At 70.9% G+C, this 14884-nt stretch carries 14 protein-coding genes; 7 read left to right on the top strand and 7 right to left on the bottom strand.

Going from position 1 to position 14884, the window contains the following annotated elements:
• Positions 1-43: 43 nt before the first annotated feature.
• Positions 44-799, top strand: a complete 756-nt coding sequence (locus ABZZ74_RS11010) for a helix-turn-helix domain-containing protein (RefSeq protein ID WP_356763384.1) — start codon at positions 44-46, stop codon at positions 797-799.
• A gap of 165 nt (positions 800-964) precedes the next feature.
• Here the strand turns inward: ABZZ74_RS11010 and ABZZ74_RS11005 are convergent, their stop codons facing one another.
• Positions 965-1594, bottom strand: a complete 630-nt coding sequence (locus ABZZ74_RS11005; RefSeq protein WP_356763382.1) for a TetR family transcriptional regulator — start codon at positions 1592-1594, stop codon at positions 965-967.
• A 210-nt stretch (positions 1595-1804) separates the two neighbouring features.
• Here ABZZ74_RS11005 and ABZZ74_RS11000 point away from each other — a divergent pair, with 210 nt between their 5' ends.
• The 3 genes from ABZZ74_RS11000 to ABZZ74_RS10990 are packed head-to-tail and all read left to right on the top strand — an operon-like array spanning position 1805 to position 5051.
• Positions 1805-3256 (top strand): glycosyltransferase family 4 protein, encoded by a 1452-nt coding sequence (locus tag ABZZ74_RS11000; protein WP_356763380.1) that lies wholly within the window; start codon positions 1805-1807, stop codon positions 3254-3256.
• Complete coding sequence (locus tag ABZZ74_RS10995) at positions 3250-3984, top strand: class I SAM-dependent methyltransferase (RefSeq protein WP_133041313.1); 735 nt, start codon at positions 3250-3252, stop codon at positions 3982-3984. The genes ABZZ74_RS11000 and ABZZ74_RS10995 overlap by 7 nt, the downstream gene beginning before the upstream one ends.
• Positions 3981-5051: a prenyltransferase/squalene oxidase repeat-containing protein gene (locus ABZZ74_RS10990; protein WP_356763377.1), complete on the top strand. Its 1071-nt coding sequence runs from the start codon at positions 3981-3983 to the stop codon at positions 5049-5051. Before ABZZ74_RS10995 ends, ABZZ74_RS10990 begins: the two co-directional genes overlap by 4 nt.
• 274 nt (positions 5052-5325) lie before the next feature.
• Here the strand turns inward: ABZZ74_RS10990 and ABZZ74_RS10985 are convergent, their stop codons facing one another.
• The 4 genes from ABZZ74_RS10985 to ABZZ74_RS10970 all read right to left on the bottom strand — a co-directional run bounded on the left by ABZZ74_RS10985 (position 5326) and on the right by ABZZ74_RS10970 (position 8649).
• A complete protein-coding gene (locus ABZZ74_RS10985; protein ID WP_133041315.1) occupies positions 5326-5613 on the bottom strand; it encodes a hypothetical protein in 288 nt (95 codons plus the stop codon).
• Between the two features lie 59 nt (positions 5614-5672).
• Positions 5673-6683: an LLM class F420-dependent oxidoreductase gene (locus ABZZ74_RS10980; protein ID WP_356763375.1), complete on the bottom strand. Its 1011-nt coding sequence runs from the start codon at positions 6681-6683 to the stop codon at positions 5673-5675.
• Positions 6684-6791: 108 nt separating this feature from the next.
• Positions 6792-7574, bottom strand: coding sequence for a DUF5336 domain-containing protein (locus ABZZ74_RS10975; protein ID WP_356763373.1), 783 nt, complete (start codon positions 7572-7574; stop codon positions 6792-6794).
• Between the two features lie 88 nt (positions 7575-7662).
• A complete protein-coding gene (locus tag ABZZ74_RS10970) occupies positions 7663-8649 on the bottom strand; it encodes an N-acetylmuramoyl-L-alanine amidase (RefSeq protein WP_356763371.1) in 987 nt (328 codons plus the stop codon).
• Between the two features lie 134 nt (positions 8650-8783).
• Between ABZZ74_RS10970 and ABZZ74_RS10965 the strand changes: the two genes are divergently transcribed.
• Positions 8784-9296: a hypothetical protein gene (locus ABZZ74_RS10965; RefSeq protein ID WP_356763369.1), complete on the top strand. Its 513-nt coding sequence runs from the start codon at positions 8784-8786 to the stop codon at positions 9294-9296.
• 18 nt (positions 9297-9314) lie between these two features.
• Here ABZZ74_RS10965 and ABZZ74_RS10960 read toward each other — a convergent pair whose 3' ends face one another.
• Both ABZZ74_RS10960 and ABZZ74_RS10955 read right to left on the bottom strand, forming a co-directional pair.
• On the bottom strand, positions 9315-9965 hold the full coding sequence (locus ABZZ74_RS10960) for a class I SAM-dependent methyltransferase (RefSeq protein WP_356763366.1): 651 nt from the start codon (positions 9963-9965) through the stop codon (positions 9315-9317).
• A 171-nt stretch (positions 9966-10136) separates the two neighbouring features.
• A complete protein-coding gene (locus tag ABZZ74_RS10955) occupies positions 10137-11870 on the bottom strand; it encodes an MFS transporter (RefSeq protein WP_356763364.1) in 1734 nt (577 codons plus the stop codon).
• A gap of 161 nt (positions 11871-12031) precedes the next feature.
• Here ABZZ74_RS10955 and ABZZ74_RS10950 point away from each other — a divergent pair, with 161 nt between their 5' ends.
• Complete coding sequence (locus tag ABZZ74_RS10950; RefSeq protein ID WP_356763362.1) at positions 12032-13237, top strand: lipid-transfer protein; 1206 nt, start codon at positions 12032-12034, stop codon at positions 13235-13237.
• Positions 13238-13363: 126 nt separating this feature from the next.
• Entirely contained in the window at positions 13364-14848 is a 1485-nt protein-coding gene (locus tag ABZZ74_RS10945; RefSeq protein WP_356763360.1) for a DHA2 family efflux MFS transporter permease subunit, read from the top strand.
• The last annotated feature ends 36 nt before the right edge of the window (positions 14849-14884 follow it).

The following is a 14884-nucleotide window of genomic DNA, read 5'->3' as shown; positions in this document are numbered from 1 at the left end:
CGGGGAATGGTCCGGCGCCCTGCGCCGCAGGTAGAACGGGGCCGTGGACTTCCCCAGCGCCCTGCGCGAACGCCGTACCCGCCGTCGTATCAGCCAGCTCGACCTGGCGCTGCGGGCGGGAACCACCCAGCGGCACCTCAGCTTCATCGAGTCCGGCAGATCGGTGCCGGGGCGGAACATGGTCGTGCGGCTGGCCGAGTCGCTGGAGCTGCCGCTGCGAGAGCGCAACGAGCTGCTGCTGGCCGCCGGTTACGCGCCCGCGTATCCCGAGAGTTCGCTGGACGACCCCGTGCTGGCGCCCGCGCGCACTGCGATCGAGCACATCCTGCGCGCGCACGAGCCGTATCCGGCGCTGGTGGTGGACGGGCGGGGTGACCTGATCGCCGCCAACCGCGCCTTCGCTGTGATCACGGAAGGCGCGGCCCCCGAGCTGCTGGGCCCGGGAGCCAACGTCTACCGTCTCGCGTTGCACCCCGACGGAGTGGCTCCGCGCATCCGCAACCTCGCCGAATGGGCACGGCACATCCTGGTGCGCCTGGACCATCTGCCGGACCTGCGTGCCGAACTCACGGAATACGTGCTTGAGTTGGAGCCCTCAGCCGGACAGCTCGGGTTCGCGGTACCGCTGCTTGTGTCCTCCTCGCACGGCGATCTGCACCTGATGACGACCGTGACGACCTTCGCCACCGCCGTCGACATCACCCTCTCCGAGCTGAAGCTGGAGGCGTTCCTGCCGGCCGACCCGGCGACGGCCGAGGCGCTGCGACTGGCCGCCGCTCAGGCGCCCGGGACCATGTAGTCGGTCCTGATCCAGGCCGCCGCCCACCACCTCATGTGACGCCGGGCAAGATCCTGCGGATCGATGTCCTTCATCATGCCTCCTCGACGGCCGTTCGCTTCGGAGTCGATCCTGCGGGGGGCGGGGGAGAGCCACAATTCCCGTTGGAGAATGGGCGGATGGAGGTCAGGGCTTGTTCTGGGGAGCCGTCAGGTCGATCAGGCGGCATACCGTTTCGATGTCGATCTTCACCTGGGCGATGGAGGCGCGGCCCGAGAGCCAGGTGATCAGGGCCGAGTGCCAGGTGTGTTCGATGACGCGGACCGCGGAGAGCTGCTCGGGGGTCGGGTTGTCCTGGCCCATCGCGTCGAGGATGATCACCGTGGTCTGACGGGAGACCTGGTCGACCTCCGGGCTGACGCTGCGGTCGGCGAAGGTCAGGGCGCGGACCATCGCGTCGGCCAGATGCGGCTCCCGCTGCAGGGCGCGGAAGGCCCGCATCAGGGTCTCCGCGACCCGCTCCGCCGCCGTCTCGCCCTGCGGGGGCTTCTTGCGGAGCGTGCCGTGCATGTGCTCCAACTGGTCCTGCATCGTGGCGACCAGCAGATGCACCTTGGACGGGAAGTAGCGGTACAGCGTGCCCAGCGCCACCTGCGAGGACTCGGCGACCTCCCGCATCTGCACCGCGTCGAAACCGCCCCGGCTGGCCAACTGCGCACTCGCGTGCAGGATGCGGCGACGGCGCGCCTCCTGCCGCTCCGTGAGGGGCGGGGAGGCTGGGCGCCCGGTGGCTTCGAGCTTGGCTTCCACAGGCATGGATCCCGTTCCGTGACACTCGGTGAGGGCTGGTGATCGCACCGAGCATGGCAGGGCGTGCGTCGTGGCGCGAATCACCTGATCCACTGCTCACAGCTCCCCTACCGCCCGGTAGATTCAGAGCCTCCTGGACGATCAAGTCTGAAACTTGTTCTAGATTAGCGTCCCGGCGTAATCTCGCGGGACAATGCATGCAGAAGGGGGCCCAGAGTGACCGCTGAGGCCAGTCAGGCGGGCCGCCAGGAGGATCCCGCCGCCGACGGCGAGCGACCGCTCCACATCGCGCTCCTCACCTATAAAGGGAACCCGTTCTGCGGCGGCCAGGGTGTCTACGTCCGCCATCTCTCACGCGAACTGGCCCGCCTCGGCCACCGCGTCGAGGTCATCGGCTCCCAGCCCTATCCCGTCCTCGACGAGGGCTACGACGGCCTGTCCCTGACCGAGCTGCCGAGCCTGGACCTCTACCGCTCGCCCGACCCCTTCCGCACCCCGAAGCGCGACGAGTACCGCGACTGGATCGACGCGCTGGAGGTCGCCACCATGTGGACCGGCGGCTTCCCCGAGCCGCTGACGTTCTCCCTGCGCGCCCGCCGCCATCTGCGCGCCCGGCGCGGCGAGTTCGACGTCGTGCACGACAACCAGACCCTCGGCTACGGCCTGTTGGGGGACATCGGCGCGCCACTCGTCACCACCATCCACCACCCCATCACCGTCGACCGGCAGTTGGAGCTGGACGCCGCCGAGACCTGGCAGCAGCGTCTGTCCAAGCGGCGCTGGTACGCCTTCACCCGCATGCAGAAGCGTGTCGCCCGCCGGCTGCCCTCCGTGCTCACTGTCTCCGGCACCTCCCGCCAGGAGATCGTCGACCAACTCGGCGTACGGGACGACCGTATGCACGTGGTCCACATCGGCGCCGACACCGACCTCTTCTCGCCCGACGCGTCGGTCCCGGTCGTCCCGGGGCGCATCGTGACGACGTCCAGCGCGGACGTGCCGCTCAAGGGGCTCGTCTTCCTCGTCGAGGCGCTCGCCAAGGTCCGCACCGAGCACCCCGAGGCCCACCTCGTCGTCGTCGGCACACGGCCCGCCGAGGGCCCCGTCGCGCAGGCGATGGAGCGCTACGGCCTCGAGGGCGCCGTCGAGTTCGTCAAGGGCATCTCCGACGCCGAACTGGTCGACCTCGTCCGCTCGGCCCAGGTCGCCTGCGTGCCCTCGCTCTACGAGGGCTTCTCGCTGCCCGCCGCCGAAGCCATGGCGACCGGCACGCCGCTCGTCGCCACGACCGGCGGCGCCATCCCCGAGGTCGCCGGCCGCGACGGCGAGACCTGCCTCGCGGTGCCGCCCGGGGACCCGGGGGCGCTCGCTACCGCGCTGAGCCGGCTGCTGGGCGACGCCGAACTGCGCGTACGGCTGGGCCGGGCCGGACGTGAGCGGGTACTGGCGCGGTTCACCTGGGCCAAGGCCGCCGAGGGCACCGTGGCCCACTACCGTGCCGCCATCGCCGGGGCGCGCGGCGCGAAGGCCGGGGCGAGGTCCGCCGCTCAACCCCCGGCGAGCACGGCCGCGTCCGTACCACCAGTCGCGGCGAAACCAGCGGCCGCGACGGAGACCACCCCCACCCTCGAACCCCACGCAGACTCCGAAAGCAGGGCCACGTGCTGACCGTCGACTTCTCCCGGTTCCCGCTCGCCCCGGGCGACCGCGTCCTGGACCTCGGCTGCGGGGCCGGCCGGCACGCCTTCGAGTGCTACCGGCGCGGCGCCCAGGTCGTGGCCCTCGACCAGAACGGTGAGGAGATCCGCGAGGTCGCCAAGTGGTTCGCGGCGATGAAGGAGGCCGGGGAGGCCCCCGCCGGAGCCACCGCCACCGCCATGGAGGGCGACGCCCTCGCCCTGCCCTTCCCCGACGAGTCCTTCGACGTCGTGATCATCTCCGAGGTCATGGAGCACATCCCGGACGACAAGGGCGTACTCGCCGAGATGGTACGGGTGTTGAAGCCCGGCGGGCGCATCGCGATCACCGTCCCGCGCTACGGCCCCGAGAAGGTCTGCTGGGCCCTGTCCGACGCCTACCACGAGGTCGAGGGCGGCCACATCCGCATCTACAAGGCGGACGAACTGCTCGCGAAAATCAGGGAAGCGGGGCTCGAGCCGTACGGCACCCACCACGCGCACGCCCTGCACAGCCCCTACTGGTGGCTCAAGTGCGCGTTCGGCGTCGACAACGACAAGGCGCTGCCCGTGCAGGCGTACCACAAGCTGCTGGTCTGGGACATCATGAAGAAACCCCTGGCCACGCGGGTCGCCGAGCAGGCGCTGAACCCGCTCATAGGCAAGAGCTTCGTGGCTTACGCGACCAAGCCGCACCTTCCGGCGGTGGACGCCAAGTGACCACCCCCCGGACAGAACACCTCGTCCTGCCCGGGGTCCTCACCGCCGGGCAGGCCGCCGCGACCGTCGCCGGCATCCTCGCCCAGCAGCGGGAGGACGGCGCGATCCCCTGGTTCCGGGGTCACCATCTGGACCCCTGGGACCACACCGAGGCCGCGATGGCGCTGGATGCCGCCGGTGAGCACGAGGCCGCCGAGCGGGCCTACGAGTGGCTCGCCCGGCACCAGAACGAGGACGGCTCCTGGTACGCGGCCTACGCCGACGGCGACTTCAGCGACGTCACCGACCGCGGCCGCGAGACCAACTTCGTCGCCTACATCGCCGTCGGTGTCTGGCACCACTACCTCTCCACCGGCGACGACACCTTCCTCGACCGCATGTGGCCCGCCGTCTACGCCGCGATCGAGTACGTCCTCCGGCTCCAGCAGCCCGGCGGACAGATCGGCTGGAAGGGCGAGGACGACGGCACGTCCACCACGGACGCCCTCCTCACCGGCTCCTCCTCCGTCCACCACGCCCTGCGCTGCGCGCTCGCCATCGCCGAGCAGCGTGAAGAGCCGCAGCCCGACTGGGAGTTGGCGGTGGGCGCGCTGCGGCACGCGATACGCCGGCACCCGGAGCGGTTCCTCGACAAGGACCGCTACTCGATGGACTGGTACTACCCCGTGCTGGGCGGCGCGTTGACCGGCAGCGAGGCCAAGTCCCGTATCGAGGAAGGCTGGGAGCGCTTCGTCGTGCCCGGTCTCGGGGTGCGCTGCGTCGTCCCCAACCCGTGGGTCACGGGCGGCGAGTCGGCCGAACTCGCCCTCACCCTCTGGGCGATGGGCGAGTCCGACCGGGCGCTGGACGTGCTCCAGTCCATCCAGCACCTGCGGGACGCGGAGAGCGGCCTGTACTGGACCGGCTACGTCTTCGAGGACAAGGCCATCTGGCCCCAGGAACTGACCACCTGGACGGCCGGCTCCCTCCTCCTGGCCGTCGCCGCCCTCGGCGGCCACGAGGCCACATGCGCGGTCTTCGGCGGCGACCACCTGCCGAGGGGCTTGGAAACGGACTGCTGCGACTGAGGGCGTGACGGGGGTTCCTCAGCGCCGCTGCATCCGCCGATCCCTCAGCGGCGCTGCCCTCCGTCGAGCCGTCAGTGGCGCTGCATGCGGCCTGCGATGGCGTGGCCGACGAAGAGGTGGACGACTGCTGCCGGGCCGTAGCCTGCGATGACGCGGGCCCGGGCCTTGTCGAAGGTGCTGTGTTGTCTGGGGGTGCCCCCCAGGCCCCCGGGTCGCGTGACGGACTGGTGCGGGGGTGGGGCGGGGGCCGGTGTGTGGCCGTTCGGCGTGCGTGTCAGTGGCGCTGCATGCGGCCTGCGATGGCGTGGCCGACGAAGAGGTAGACGACTGCTGCGAGGCCGTAGCCTGCGATGACGCGGGCCCAGGCCTTGTCGAAGGTGAAGAGGTCGCGGGACCAGCCGGCCAGCCAGTTGGCCGCGTTGTGGACGAACTGCACCAGGTCGTTGGCGCGGTTGGCGTCCAGCAGGTACATGAGAATCCACAGGCCCAGGATGAGGGCCATGATGTCGGCGACGATCGCTATGACCGCCCCGGCTCGATTGCCGCTGCTGTATCGAGACATACCTTGCGGATTGCCGCCGGTTTCTGAATGAAACCCGGCTGATTTCGTACGCGGCAGCCCTAGGAGTTCAGCTCCGCCAGTACCCGCAGTGTATGCGGGTCCGGAGCCAGGGCGAGGAGGTCCGTCACCGGGCCCTTGCGCCACAACTCCAGCCGCTCGGCGATGCGTTCCCGTGGGCCGACCAGCGAGATCTCGTCGGCGAAGGCGTCCGGCACGGCGAGCACGGCCTCCTCGCGCCGCCCGGTCAGGAACAGCTCCTGAATCCGGCGCGCCTCCTCCTCGTACCCCATCCGCGCCATCAGATCGGCGTGGAAGTTCCGGGCCGCGTGCCCCATCCCGCCGATGTAGAAGCCGAGCATGGTCTTCACCGGCAGCAGCCCTTCGCGCACGTCGTCACAGACGCGGACCTGAGCCATGGGCGCGATGAGGAACCCCTCCGGAGCGTCGGCGAGCGAGGCCTCGTACACCTCGGGACGGGTCGGCGACCAGTACAGCGGCAGCCACCCGTCGGCGATCCGCGTCGTCTGCGCGACGTTCTTCGGCCCCTCCGCCCCGAGCAGAATCGGCAGATCGGCCCGCAGCGGATGCGTGATCGGCTTCAGCGCCTTGCCCAGCCCGGTCCCGTCCTCCCCCCGGTACGGATGCGAGTGGAACCGCCCGTCCAGCGCCACCGGCCCCTCCCGGCGCAACACCTGCCGTACGACGTCCACGTACTCCCGGGTCGCGGTCAGCGGCGACTTCGGGAACGGCCGCCCGTACCACCCCTCCACCACCTGCGGCCCCGACAGCCCGAGCCCCAGCATGACCCGGCCGCCGGAGAGATGGTCGAGGGTGAGGGCGTGCATCGCGGTGGTGGTCGGCGAGCGGGCCGCCATCTGCGCAACGGCCGTCCCCAGCCTGATCCTTGACGTCTGAGCGGCGATCCAGGTCAGCGGCGTGAAGACGTCCGACCCCCACGACTCGGCGGTCCACACCGAGTCGTACCCGAGCCGCTCGGCCTCCTGGGCCAGCGGCACATGATCGGCGGAGGGACCACGGCCCCAGTAACCGAGAGCGACCCCGAGTCGCATGACGCCTCCCATCTGACGGTCCGTCAGTTTCGGGACCGGCGGCTGCGACTGTACGACAACGGCCCCCCGCCCGGAAGGGCGAGAGGCCGTGAACGACGTCGAGGCGGCTCAGCCGCGCTGAATCCCGGAGGTGTCCTGCAGCACGCCGCGCCGCCCGTCCTGCGTCTGCGCGACCAGAGCCGGACCGCGCTGCTCGACGGCCAGGTACCAGGTACCCGGGGCGAGTTCGGCGATCGGCGTGGGCGAACCGTCCTCCGCGAACAGCGGCCGCGGCACCGGAACGGCGAACCAGAACGGCGAGAACTCCCCGGTCGGCGGCTGCGCCTGCGCCGGCTGCGGCTGAGCGGCGGCCCCATAGGGCTGTCCCGTCTGCGGCTGCCCGCCGTACTGAGCCTGCTGGCCGCCGGGGTATCCGTAGCCCCCGGGCGGCTGAGCCCCGTAGGGCTGCTGCGTCACCTGCGGCTTGGGCGCCGGGACGAGAGCGGCCTGCAGGGCGGGGACGAGGGGGGTGGCGATGGCGGCGCCGGCGAGGACGAGCGCGGCGATGAAGCCGAGGATGAGGCCGGCGGCGGCGCTGCCCCCGGTGGGGATGTCCACCAGCGTCCAGAACAGGGCCCATGCGACGAGGACCGTGAACGCCGTGCCCACCGTGCCGAGGTCCAGTCCGACGACCTTGCGCGGCTGCGGCAGTGCGCGGTTGACGACGATCAGGGCGGCACCGATCACGCCGCCCATGTAGAGGCCGAGGCCGGTACCGAGGTCGTCCCACGCGTTCGCGTCATAACCGCTGATGGCGTCGACGGAGTAGAACTTGAGGAACGACGCGATGAACAGCAACACCGCTGCCCCGATCACCACGCCGTCGCCTCGAGTGAGGGAGCGGATATTCACTTCAGGTCCTTCGGATCAGTCGTCTCGTCGTCGGTAGACACTATCGTCCCCCCGACCAGGGTGTCTGCCGGGACCAGCCCGCCCGCCGCTAACCGCGCAGGAAACTCACGATTCCCTCAGAGATTCCCTGTGCGGCCTTCTGCCGCCAGGTGGCGCTGGTGAGGAGTGCCGCGTCCTTGCTATCGCGCATGTTGCCGCACTCGATGAACACCTTGGGAACCGTTGACAGATTGAGACCGCCGAGGTCCTTACGCGTGACGAGACCGGTGCCGTCGCCGATGTAGTTGGACGGCGGTTCGCCCGTGACGCGTACGAAGTTGCCCGCGACGCGCTCGCCGAGGTCGGCGGAGGGGGCGACGATGGCGCGGGTGTCGGCGGCGCCCGCGTGCACGATGCCCGGCAGGATGACGTGGAAGCCGCGGTCACCGGCCGCCGCGCCGTCCGCGTGGATGGAGATCGCCGCGTCGGCGTGGGCGTCGTTGCCGATGCGGGCGCGCTGGTCGACGCAAGGGCCCCAGGACGGGGAGCCGTTGTCGTGGGTCAGCTTCACGGTCGCGCCCTGCTTCTCCAGCAGCGCCTTCAGCCGGTGCGAGACGTCCAGCGTGAACTGGGCTTCCGTGTAGCCCGCGTTGGTGGACGTGCCCGTGGTGTCGCACTCCTTGTAGTTCGTCCCGATGTTCACCTTGCGGTTGATCTCGGCCGTGTGCTGGAAGTTGCCGGGATTGTGGCCCGGGTCGATCACGATGACCTTGCCCCTGAGGGAACCGGAGGCGGCGGGCGCTGAGGCGGCGGGCGCGGAGGAAGTGGGGGAGGCCAGGGTCGGCTTGGGGCTGTCCGGCTGCTTGGCGTCGTCGCTGGGTGAGGAAGCGGCGACACTGGGGGACGTACCCGCCGTGGACGACCGTACCGTCGCCTGGTCCGAGCCCTTGCCGTCGTCGCCCGACCCGCCCACGGCCTCGTACACGAGCCACCCGAGCAACGCCCCCGGCACGAGCGCGGCGAGCGCGACGGTGAGGGGGCCGCGGCGGGGACGGCGGGGCTGGGGTGGATCGAAGTCCGGTCCTACGTACGACACGCCTGCCACCCTAGCGGGCGGCCAGGGCGTCCACAGGGTGCGTCGCGTCCGAACGACCGCGGGAGAAAGGGAACACAGCGTCACAGCTCCGCTACACGGACGTACCGCGGGCCGGCGGGAGCCAGCATCGGCGCATGCACAGAACCCGTACCACCACTGCCGGACTCCTCGCGGCCGTCACACTGACCGCCTGCGGAAGCCAAGCCACGCACACCACCACGGCCGACGCCCGTCAGCCCGCCGGGACATCGGCCACCCTGACGGCGCGCGCGGCGTTCGAGCAGATATCCCGCGTGGTACGGACGGCGACCATGACCGGCACCGTCACCGCCGCGAACGACCCGGACCAGCTTCTCGGCCGCCCCGACGAGTACACGTCCAAGGTCACCTTCTCCGACAGCTTCGTCCCCGCGAACGCCGTCACCGGAGCCGCTCCTGGCGACGTCGAACGAGGCGGGGCCGTCGAGGTGTTCACCGAGCCGGCGGCCGCCAAGGCGCGGGCGGACCGCATCCGGGGGGTCACACGGTCGACGCCGGCCCTCGCCGAGTACGACTGTGTGCACGGCCGGGTCCTCGTCCGGGTCTCCCGCTACGTGCCACCGGCCCGGGCCGCGGCGTACCGGGCGGCTGTGGACCGCCTGTTCTGAGTCCGCCCTGAGCCGCGCTCAGATCCCCGTCCCCGTCCGCCGCAGGACGCGCAACGAGTCCGTCGCCGACACCTCCGTGAAGGCGCCGGACTCCAGGGCCCGGAGGTAGACGCGGTAGGGGGCCTGCCCGGTGAACTCGTCCTCGGGGTCCGGGAAGACGTCGTGGATGAGGAGCAGCCCGCCCTCGGCGACATGCGGGGCCCAGCCCTCGTAGTCGGCGGTGGCGTGCTCGTCGGTGTGACCCCCGTCGATGAAGACGAACCCCAGGGGAGTGCCCCAGAACTGCGCGATCTGCGGCGACCGCCCCACCAGCGCCACGACATGCTCCTCCAGCCCGGCCCGGTACAGCGTCCGCCGGAACGTCGGCAGCGTGTCCATCAGCCCGATCTCCGGGTCGACGGTCTCCGGGTCGTGGTACTCCCACCCGGGCTGCTGCTCCTCGCTGCCGCGGTGATGGTCCACGGTCAACGCCACCACCCCGGCCTGCCGGGCCGCGTCGGCGAGGAGGACGGTGGACCGGCCGCAGTAGGTGCCCACTTCCAGCAGCGGAAGCCCAAGGGACCCCGCCTCGACGGCAGCCGCGTAAAGCGCCAGCCCTTCCCCCACGGGCATGAACCCCTTGGCCGCTTCAAAGGCGGCAAGAATCTCCGGCTTGGGTGCCGAGGTCATGGGGTCCCCTCCGAGTCAGTACGGGCGTCCGGGGGGCCCATGCTGCCGCACCCCCGGCCGACATTTCGACAGGGGGTGCCGGCAAGGCTTTAAGGGGCGCGGGGAACTGCGCGACCAGCCACGACGGCGCATCAGCCGCCATCCAGCCTTTCCCGGCACCCGCGCGGAGCGCTACGCGGTCACACTCTCCCCAGGCAGCGAAAGATCCAGATCCACCGCACGTTCCTCCCCCGAATGCGACGCGGCAGACGCAAGCGGCCCGTGCCCAAACGCCCGCGCGGCCAGCACATACGTACCCTCCGCCGGTACCGCGAGCTCATAACTCCCGTTCTCGTCGGAGACCGCGGCCCCCGCCTGCCGCCCCCGCCGGTCGATCAGCGTCACCTTGGCCCGAGCCACCGGCGCACCCTCGGCGTCCAGGACCCGTCCGCGGAACCCCCGCAGCGCCTCCTCGGCCCGCTCCAGCGAGGCCTCTTCCTCGCTGGAGGCCCGCAACTGCGGCGCCCGGTTCGGCTTCGGCAGGAACAGGGCCATCAGCAGGCCGACCGCCACCGCACCCGTCGCGATCAGGAAGGACACCCGGAAGCCGTGCATGGTCGGTATCTCGACCCCGCCGACGTTCTTCGCGGTGTTGGCCAGCACCATCCCGATGACGGCGCTCGACACGGACGTACCGATGGAGCGCATCAGGGTGTTGAGGCCGTTCGCCGCGCCCGTCTCGGAGGCCGGGACCGCGCCCACGATCAGCGCGGGGAGCGAGGAGTACGCGAGGCCGATGCCCGCGCCGAGGACGACCGAGATGACCAGGCTCTGCCAGGCCGCGCTCATCAGGCCGAGCCCCGCGCCGTAGCCGATGGCGATGATCAGCATGCCGAGGATCAGGGTGACCTTGGGGCCGTACTTGGCGGAGAGGCGGGCGTAGACCGGCGCCGTGAGCATCATCGTCAGGCCCAGCGGGGCGACCAGCAGACCCGCGACGACCATCGACTGGCCGAGGCCGTAGCCCGTCGCCTTCGGGAGCTGGAGCAGCTGGGGAAGGACGAGCGAGACGACGTAGAAGGAGACACCGACCATGATCGAGGCCAGGTTGGTGAAGAGGACCGCCGGGCGGGCGGTGGTGCGCAGGTCGACGAGGGGCGCGGCGGAACGCAGCTCGAACAGGCCCCACAGGACGAGGACGATCGCGGACGCGGCGAACATGCCGAGCGTGGTGCCGGAGGTCCAGCCCCAGTCGCTGCCCTTGGTGATCGGCAGGAGGAAGAGGACCAGGCCGGCCGAGAGGCCGATCGCCCCCAGGACGTCGAACGTGCCCTCGGCGCGCATCGGGGACTCCGGTACGACGAGGAGGGTGAGGACGATCGAGAGGACGCCGAGGCCGGCGGCGCCGTAGAAAAGGGCGTGCCAGTTGGCGTGCTGGGCGACCAGCGCGGCCAGCGGCAGGGCGAGTCCGCCGCCGACGCCGATCGAGGAGCTCATCAGCGCCATGGACGAGCCGAGCTTCTCGCGGGGCAGCATGTCGCGCATCAGGCCGATGCCGAGCGGGATGGCACCCATCGCGAAGCCCTGGAGCGTACGGCCGACGATCATCGGGAGCAGGGTGCTGGTGAAGGCGCTGACCAGAGCGCCGACCACCATCAGGGCGATGCTGAGGATCAGCATGCGCCGCTTGCCGTACAGGTCGCCGAGGCGGCCCATGATCGGGGTGGCCACGGCGCCGGAGAGCAGCGTCGAGGTCAGGACCCAGGTGGCGTTGCTCGGCGCGGTGTCCAGCAGCTGCGGCAGGTCCTTGATCACCGGGACGAGCAGGGTCTGCATCACCGCGACAACGATCCCCGCGAAGGCGAGTACGGGGACCACGGCCCCGCTCGCTCTCCGGGCGGGCTGGTCGTTCGTCGTGTGGGTCATGGGGTGAGGCCTCCAGTGAAGATAAGTGCCCGGTAAACCTCGTATGCACGGGCAACTATTCCGTTGCTTCGGGCCTCTAATCAATTCTTGACCGGATCATGGGAATCTGATCAGTCGTCAGCTCTGGTCATCGAGTGGAACGTGTTCTAATCTCGCGCGCCATGAGGGCATATGTGGCCGGGGTCGGGATGACCAAGTTCGAGAAGCCCGAGACCCGTGACTGGCAGTACTGGGACATGGTGCGGGAGGCGGGCGGGGCCGCGCTCGCGGACGCGGGGATCTCGTACGACGAGGTGGAACAGGTTCCCGTCGGCTACTGCTTCCAGCCCTCCACCGCCGGCCAGCGCGCCGCGTATGAGCTGGGTCTCACGGGCGTCCCGGTCTACAACCTCAACAACAACTGCGCGACCGGCTCCACCGCGCTGATGCTCGCCCGGCAGCTGGTCGAGGGCGGATCGGCGGACTGCGTACTGGCGCTGGGCTTCGAGAAGATGAAAAGGGGCGCGCTGGGCGGGGGAGCCGACGGCGGAGACTTCTCGACCTCCCCCGTCGCCCGGCACTACGGGATCATGGCCGCCCGGCACGGCTTCGAGATGACCCCGCCCACCGCCCAGATCTTCGGCGACGCGGCCCGCGAGCACATGGAGAAGTACGGCACGACGGAGGCGCAGCTCGCCGCCGTGGCCGCCAAGAACCACCGGCACTCGGCGCACAACCCGAACGCGCAGTTCCGGGACGTGTACGAGGTGGCCGACATCCTCGCCGCCCGTACCGTGCACCGCCCGCTCACCAAGCTGCAGTGCTCGCCGACATCGGACGGGGCCGCCGCGGCCGTGGTGGTCTCGGAACGGTTCGCGGACAGGCGGGGGCTGACCGGACTCGTCGAGATCGTCGCGCAGGCCATGACCACCGACACCGAGGAGTCCTTCGCCTCCGGCTCCTGCATCGATGTCGTCGGACAGCCCATGTCCCGGGAGGCGGCCCGGCAGGTGTACGAGCGGTCCGGGCTCGGCATCGAGGACGTGGACGTCGTCGAACTGCACGACTGCTTCTCCGTCAACGAGCTGCTGACGTACGAGGCGCTCGGGATGTGCGGGGAGGGGGAGTCCGGCAAGCTCGTCGAGTCCGGGGCGACCACGTACGGCGGTCGGTGGGTGGTGAACCCGTCCGGCGGCCTGATCTCCAAGGGGCATCCGCTGGGTGCGACCGGCATCGCCCAAGTGGCCGAACTCGTCTGGCAGGTGAGGGGCGAGGCGGGGGAGAGGCAGGTCCCGGGGGCGAGGATCGGGCTCGCGCACAACATCGGGCTGGGCGGGGCGGCGGTGGTGACACTGCTGCGCGCGGTCGAGCCTGCGGCGGGGGCGTGAGGGAGTAGGCCACGGCAACCCACCCATGCGCGGGTTGGCCAGGGCAGGGCCTAGGTCCGGCGGACGAGGGGCGGTGGGGCGAAATCCTGATGCAAGGGGTGTAACCGGGTTGGGAACATGACAGGCATGCTGGAAGCCGCTGACGTCACCCGGACCCCCACCCGTACCGCCTCCCCCACCTGGCTGGTGGTGGCCCTCGCCTGCGCCGGGCAGTTCCTGGTCGTGCTGGACGTGTCGGTCGTCAATGTGGCGTTGCCGTCCATGCGCGCCGACCTGGGGCTGAGCGCACAGGGCCTGCAGTGGGTGGTGAACGCGTACGCGATCGCCTTCGCCGGGTTCATGCTGCTCGGCGGGCGTGCGGGGGATCTGTACGGGCGCAAGCGGATGTTCCTGGTCGGGCTCGGCCTGTTCACGCTGGCCTCGCTCGGCGGCGGGCTCGCGCAGCAGGGCGGCGAGCTGCTGATCGCGCGGGCCGTGCAGGGGCTGGGGGCCGCGGTGCTCGCGCCCTCGACGCTGACGATCCTCACCTCCGCCGTGCCGGAGGGGGCGGCGCGGATGCGGGCGATCGCGACCTGGAGCGCGGTCGGCGCGGGCGGCGGGGCCGCCGGCGGGCTGGTCGGCGGTGCGCTGGTCGACGGGCTGTCGTGGCGGTGGGTGCTGCTGATCAACGTGCCGGTCGGGGCCGTGGTGCTGGCCGGTTCCCTGCGATGGCTCGCGGAGAGCCGCAACGGGGACGGCCGCAGGCTGGACCTGCCGGGCGCGGTCCTGGTCACGGCCGGTCTCGCGACCCTCGCGTACGGCATCTCGCAGACCGAGGCCAAGGGCTGGACGGCCGCCGCGACCCTGCTGCCGCTGGCCGCCGGACTGGCCCTGATCGCGGTGTTCCTGCTTGTCGAGGCGCGTACGACGGCGCCGCTGATGCCGCTCGGGCTGTTCCGGGTACGGGCCGTGTCGTCGGCGAACGCGTCGATGTTCCTGACCGGGTTCGCGATGTTCTGCATGTGGTACTTCATGACGCTGTATGCGCAGAACGTGCTCGGCTACTCACCGCTGGAGGCGGGGCTCGCGCTGGTGCCGAGCTCCCTGGCGATCGTGCTCGGCTCGAAGCTCGCGCCGCGGTTCATGCTGGCGCTGGGCGCGCGGAACCTGGCCGCGCTGGGGACGCTGATCGCGGTGGCGGGCTTCGCCTGGCAGTCGGCGATGACCCCGAGGGGCGCGTACCTGACCGAGATCATGTTCCCCGGGATCCTGATGATGCTGGGCGCCGGACTGACCGCGACCCCGCTCGCCGCGCTCGCCACCTCGGGGGCGGCGCCGGGGGAGGCCGGGCTGGTCTCCGGGCTTATCAACACCTCGCGCACGATGGGCGGTTCACTGGGGCTCGCGGTGATGTCGACGATCGCCGCCGCGCGCACCGGCGACAGCGGGACACCGGGGGCGCTGACGGACGGCTACGCGCTGGTGTTCCGTACGGGGGCGGGGGTGCTGCTCGCCGGGGTGGCGCTGATGCTGGTGTGGCTGCCGCGGAGGACGGCGGTGGGAAAAGCGGGAACGGCGGGAACGGCGGGAACGGCGGGAACGGCGGCGGGTTCGAAGAGTTCGGCGGGGTGAGGCAACGGTTCGGGCCGCCCATGGACTCCTTTGTAT

Source organism: Streptomyces sp. NPDC006476, assembly GCF_040612015.1.
Lineage (GTDB): Bacteria > Actinomycetota > Actinomycetes > Streptomycetales > Streptomycetaceae > Streptomyces > Streptomyces griseorubiginosus_B.
The sequence above is the reverse complement of the archived record's forward strand: the minus strand, read 5'-3'. Positions and strand labels throughout refer to the sequence as shown.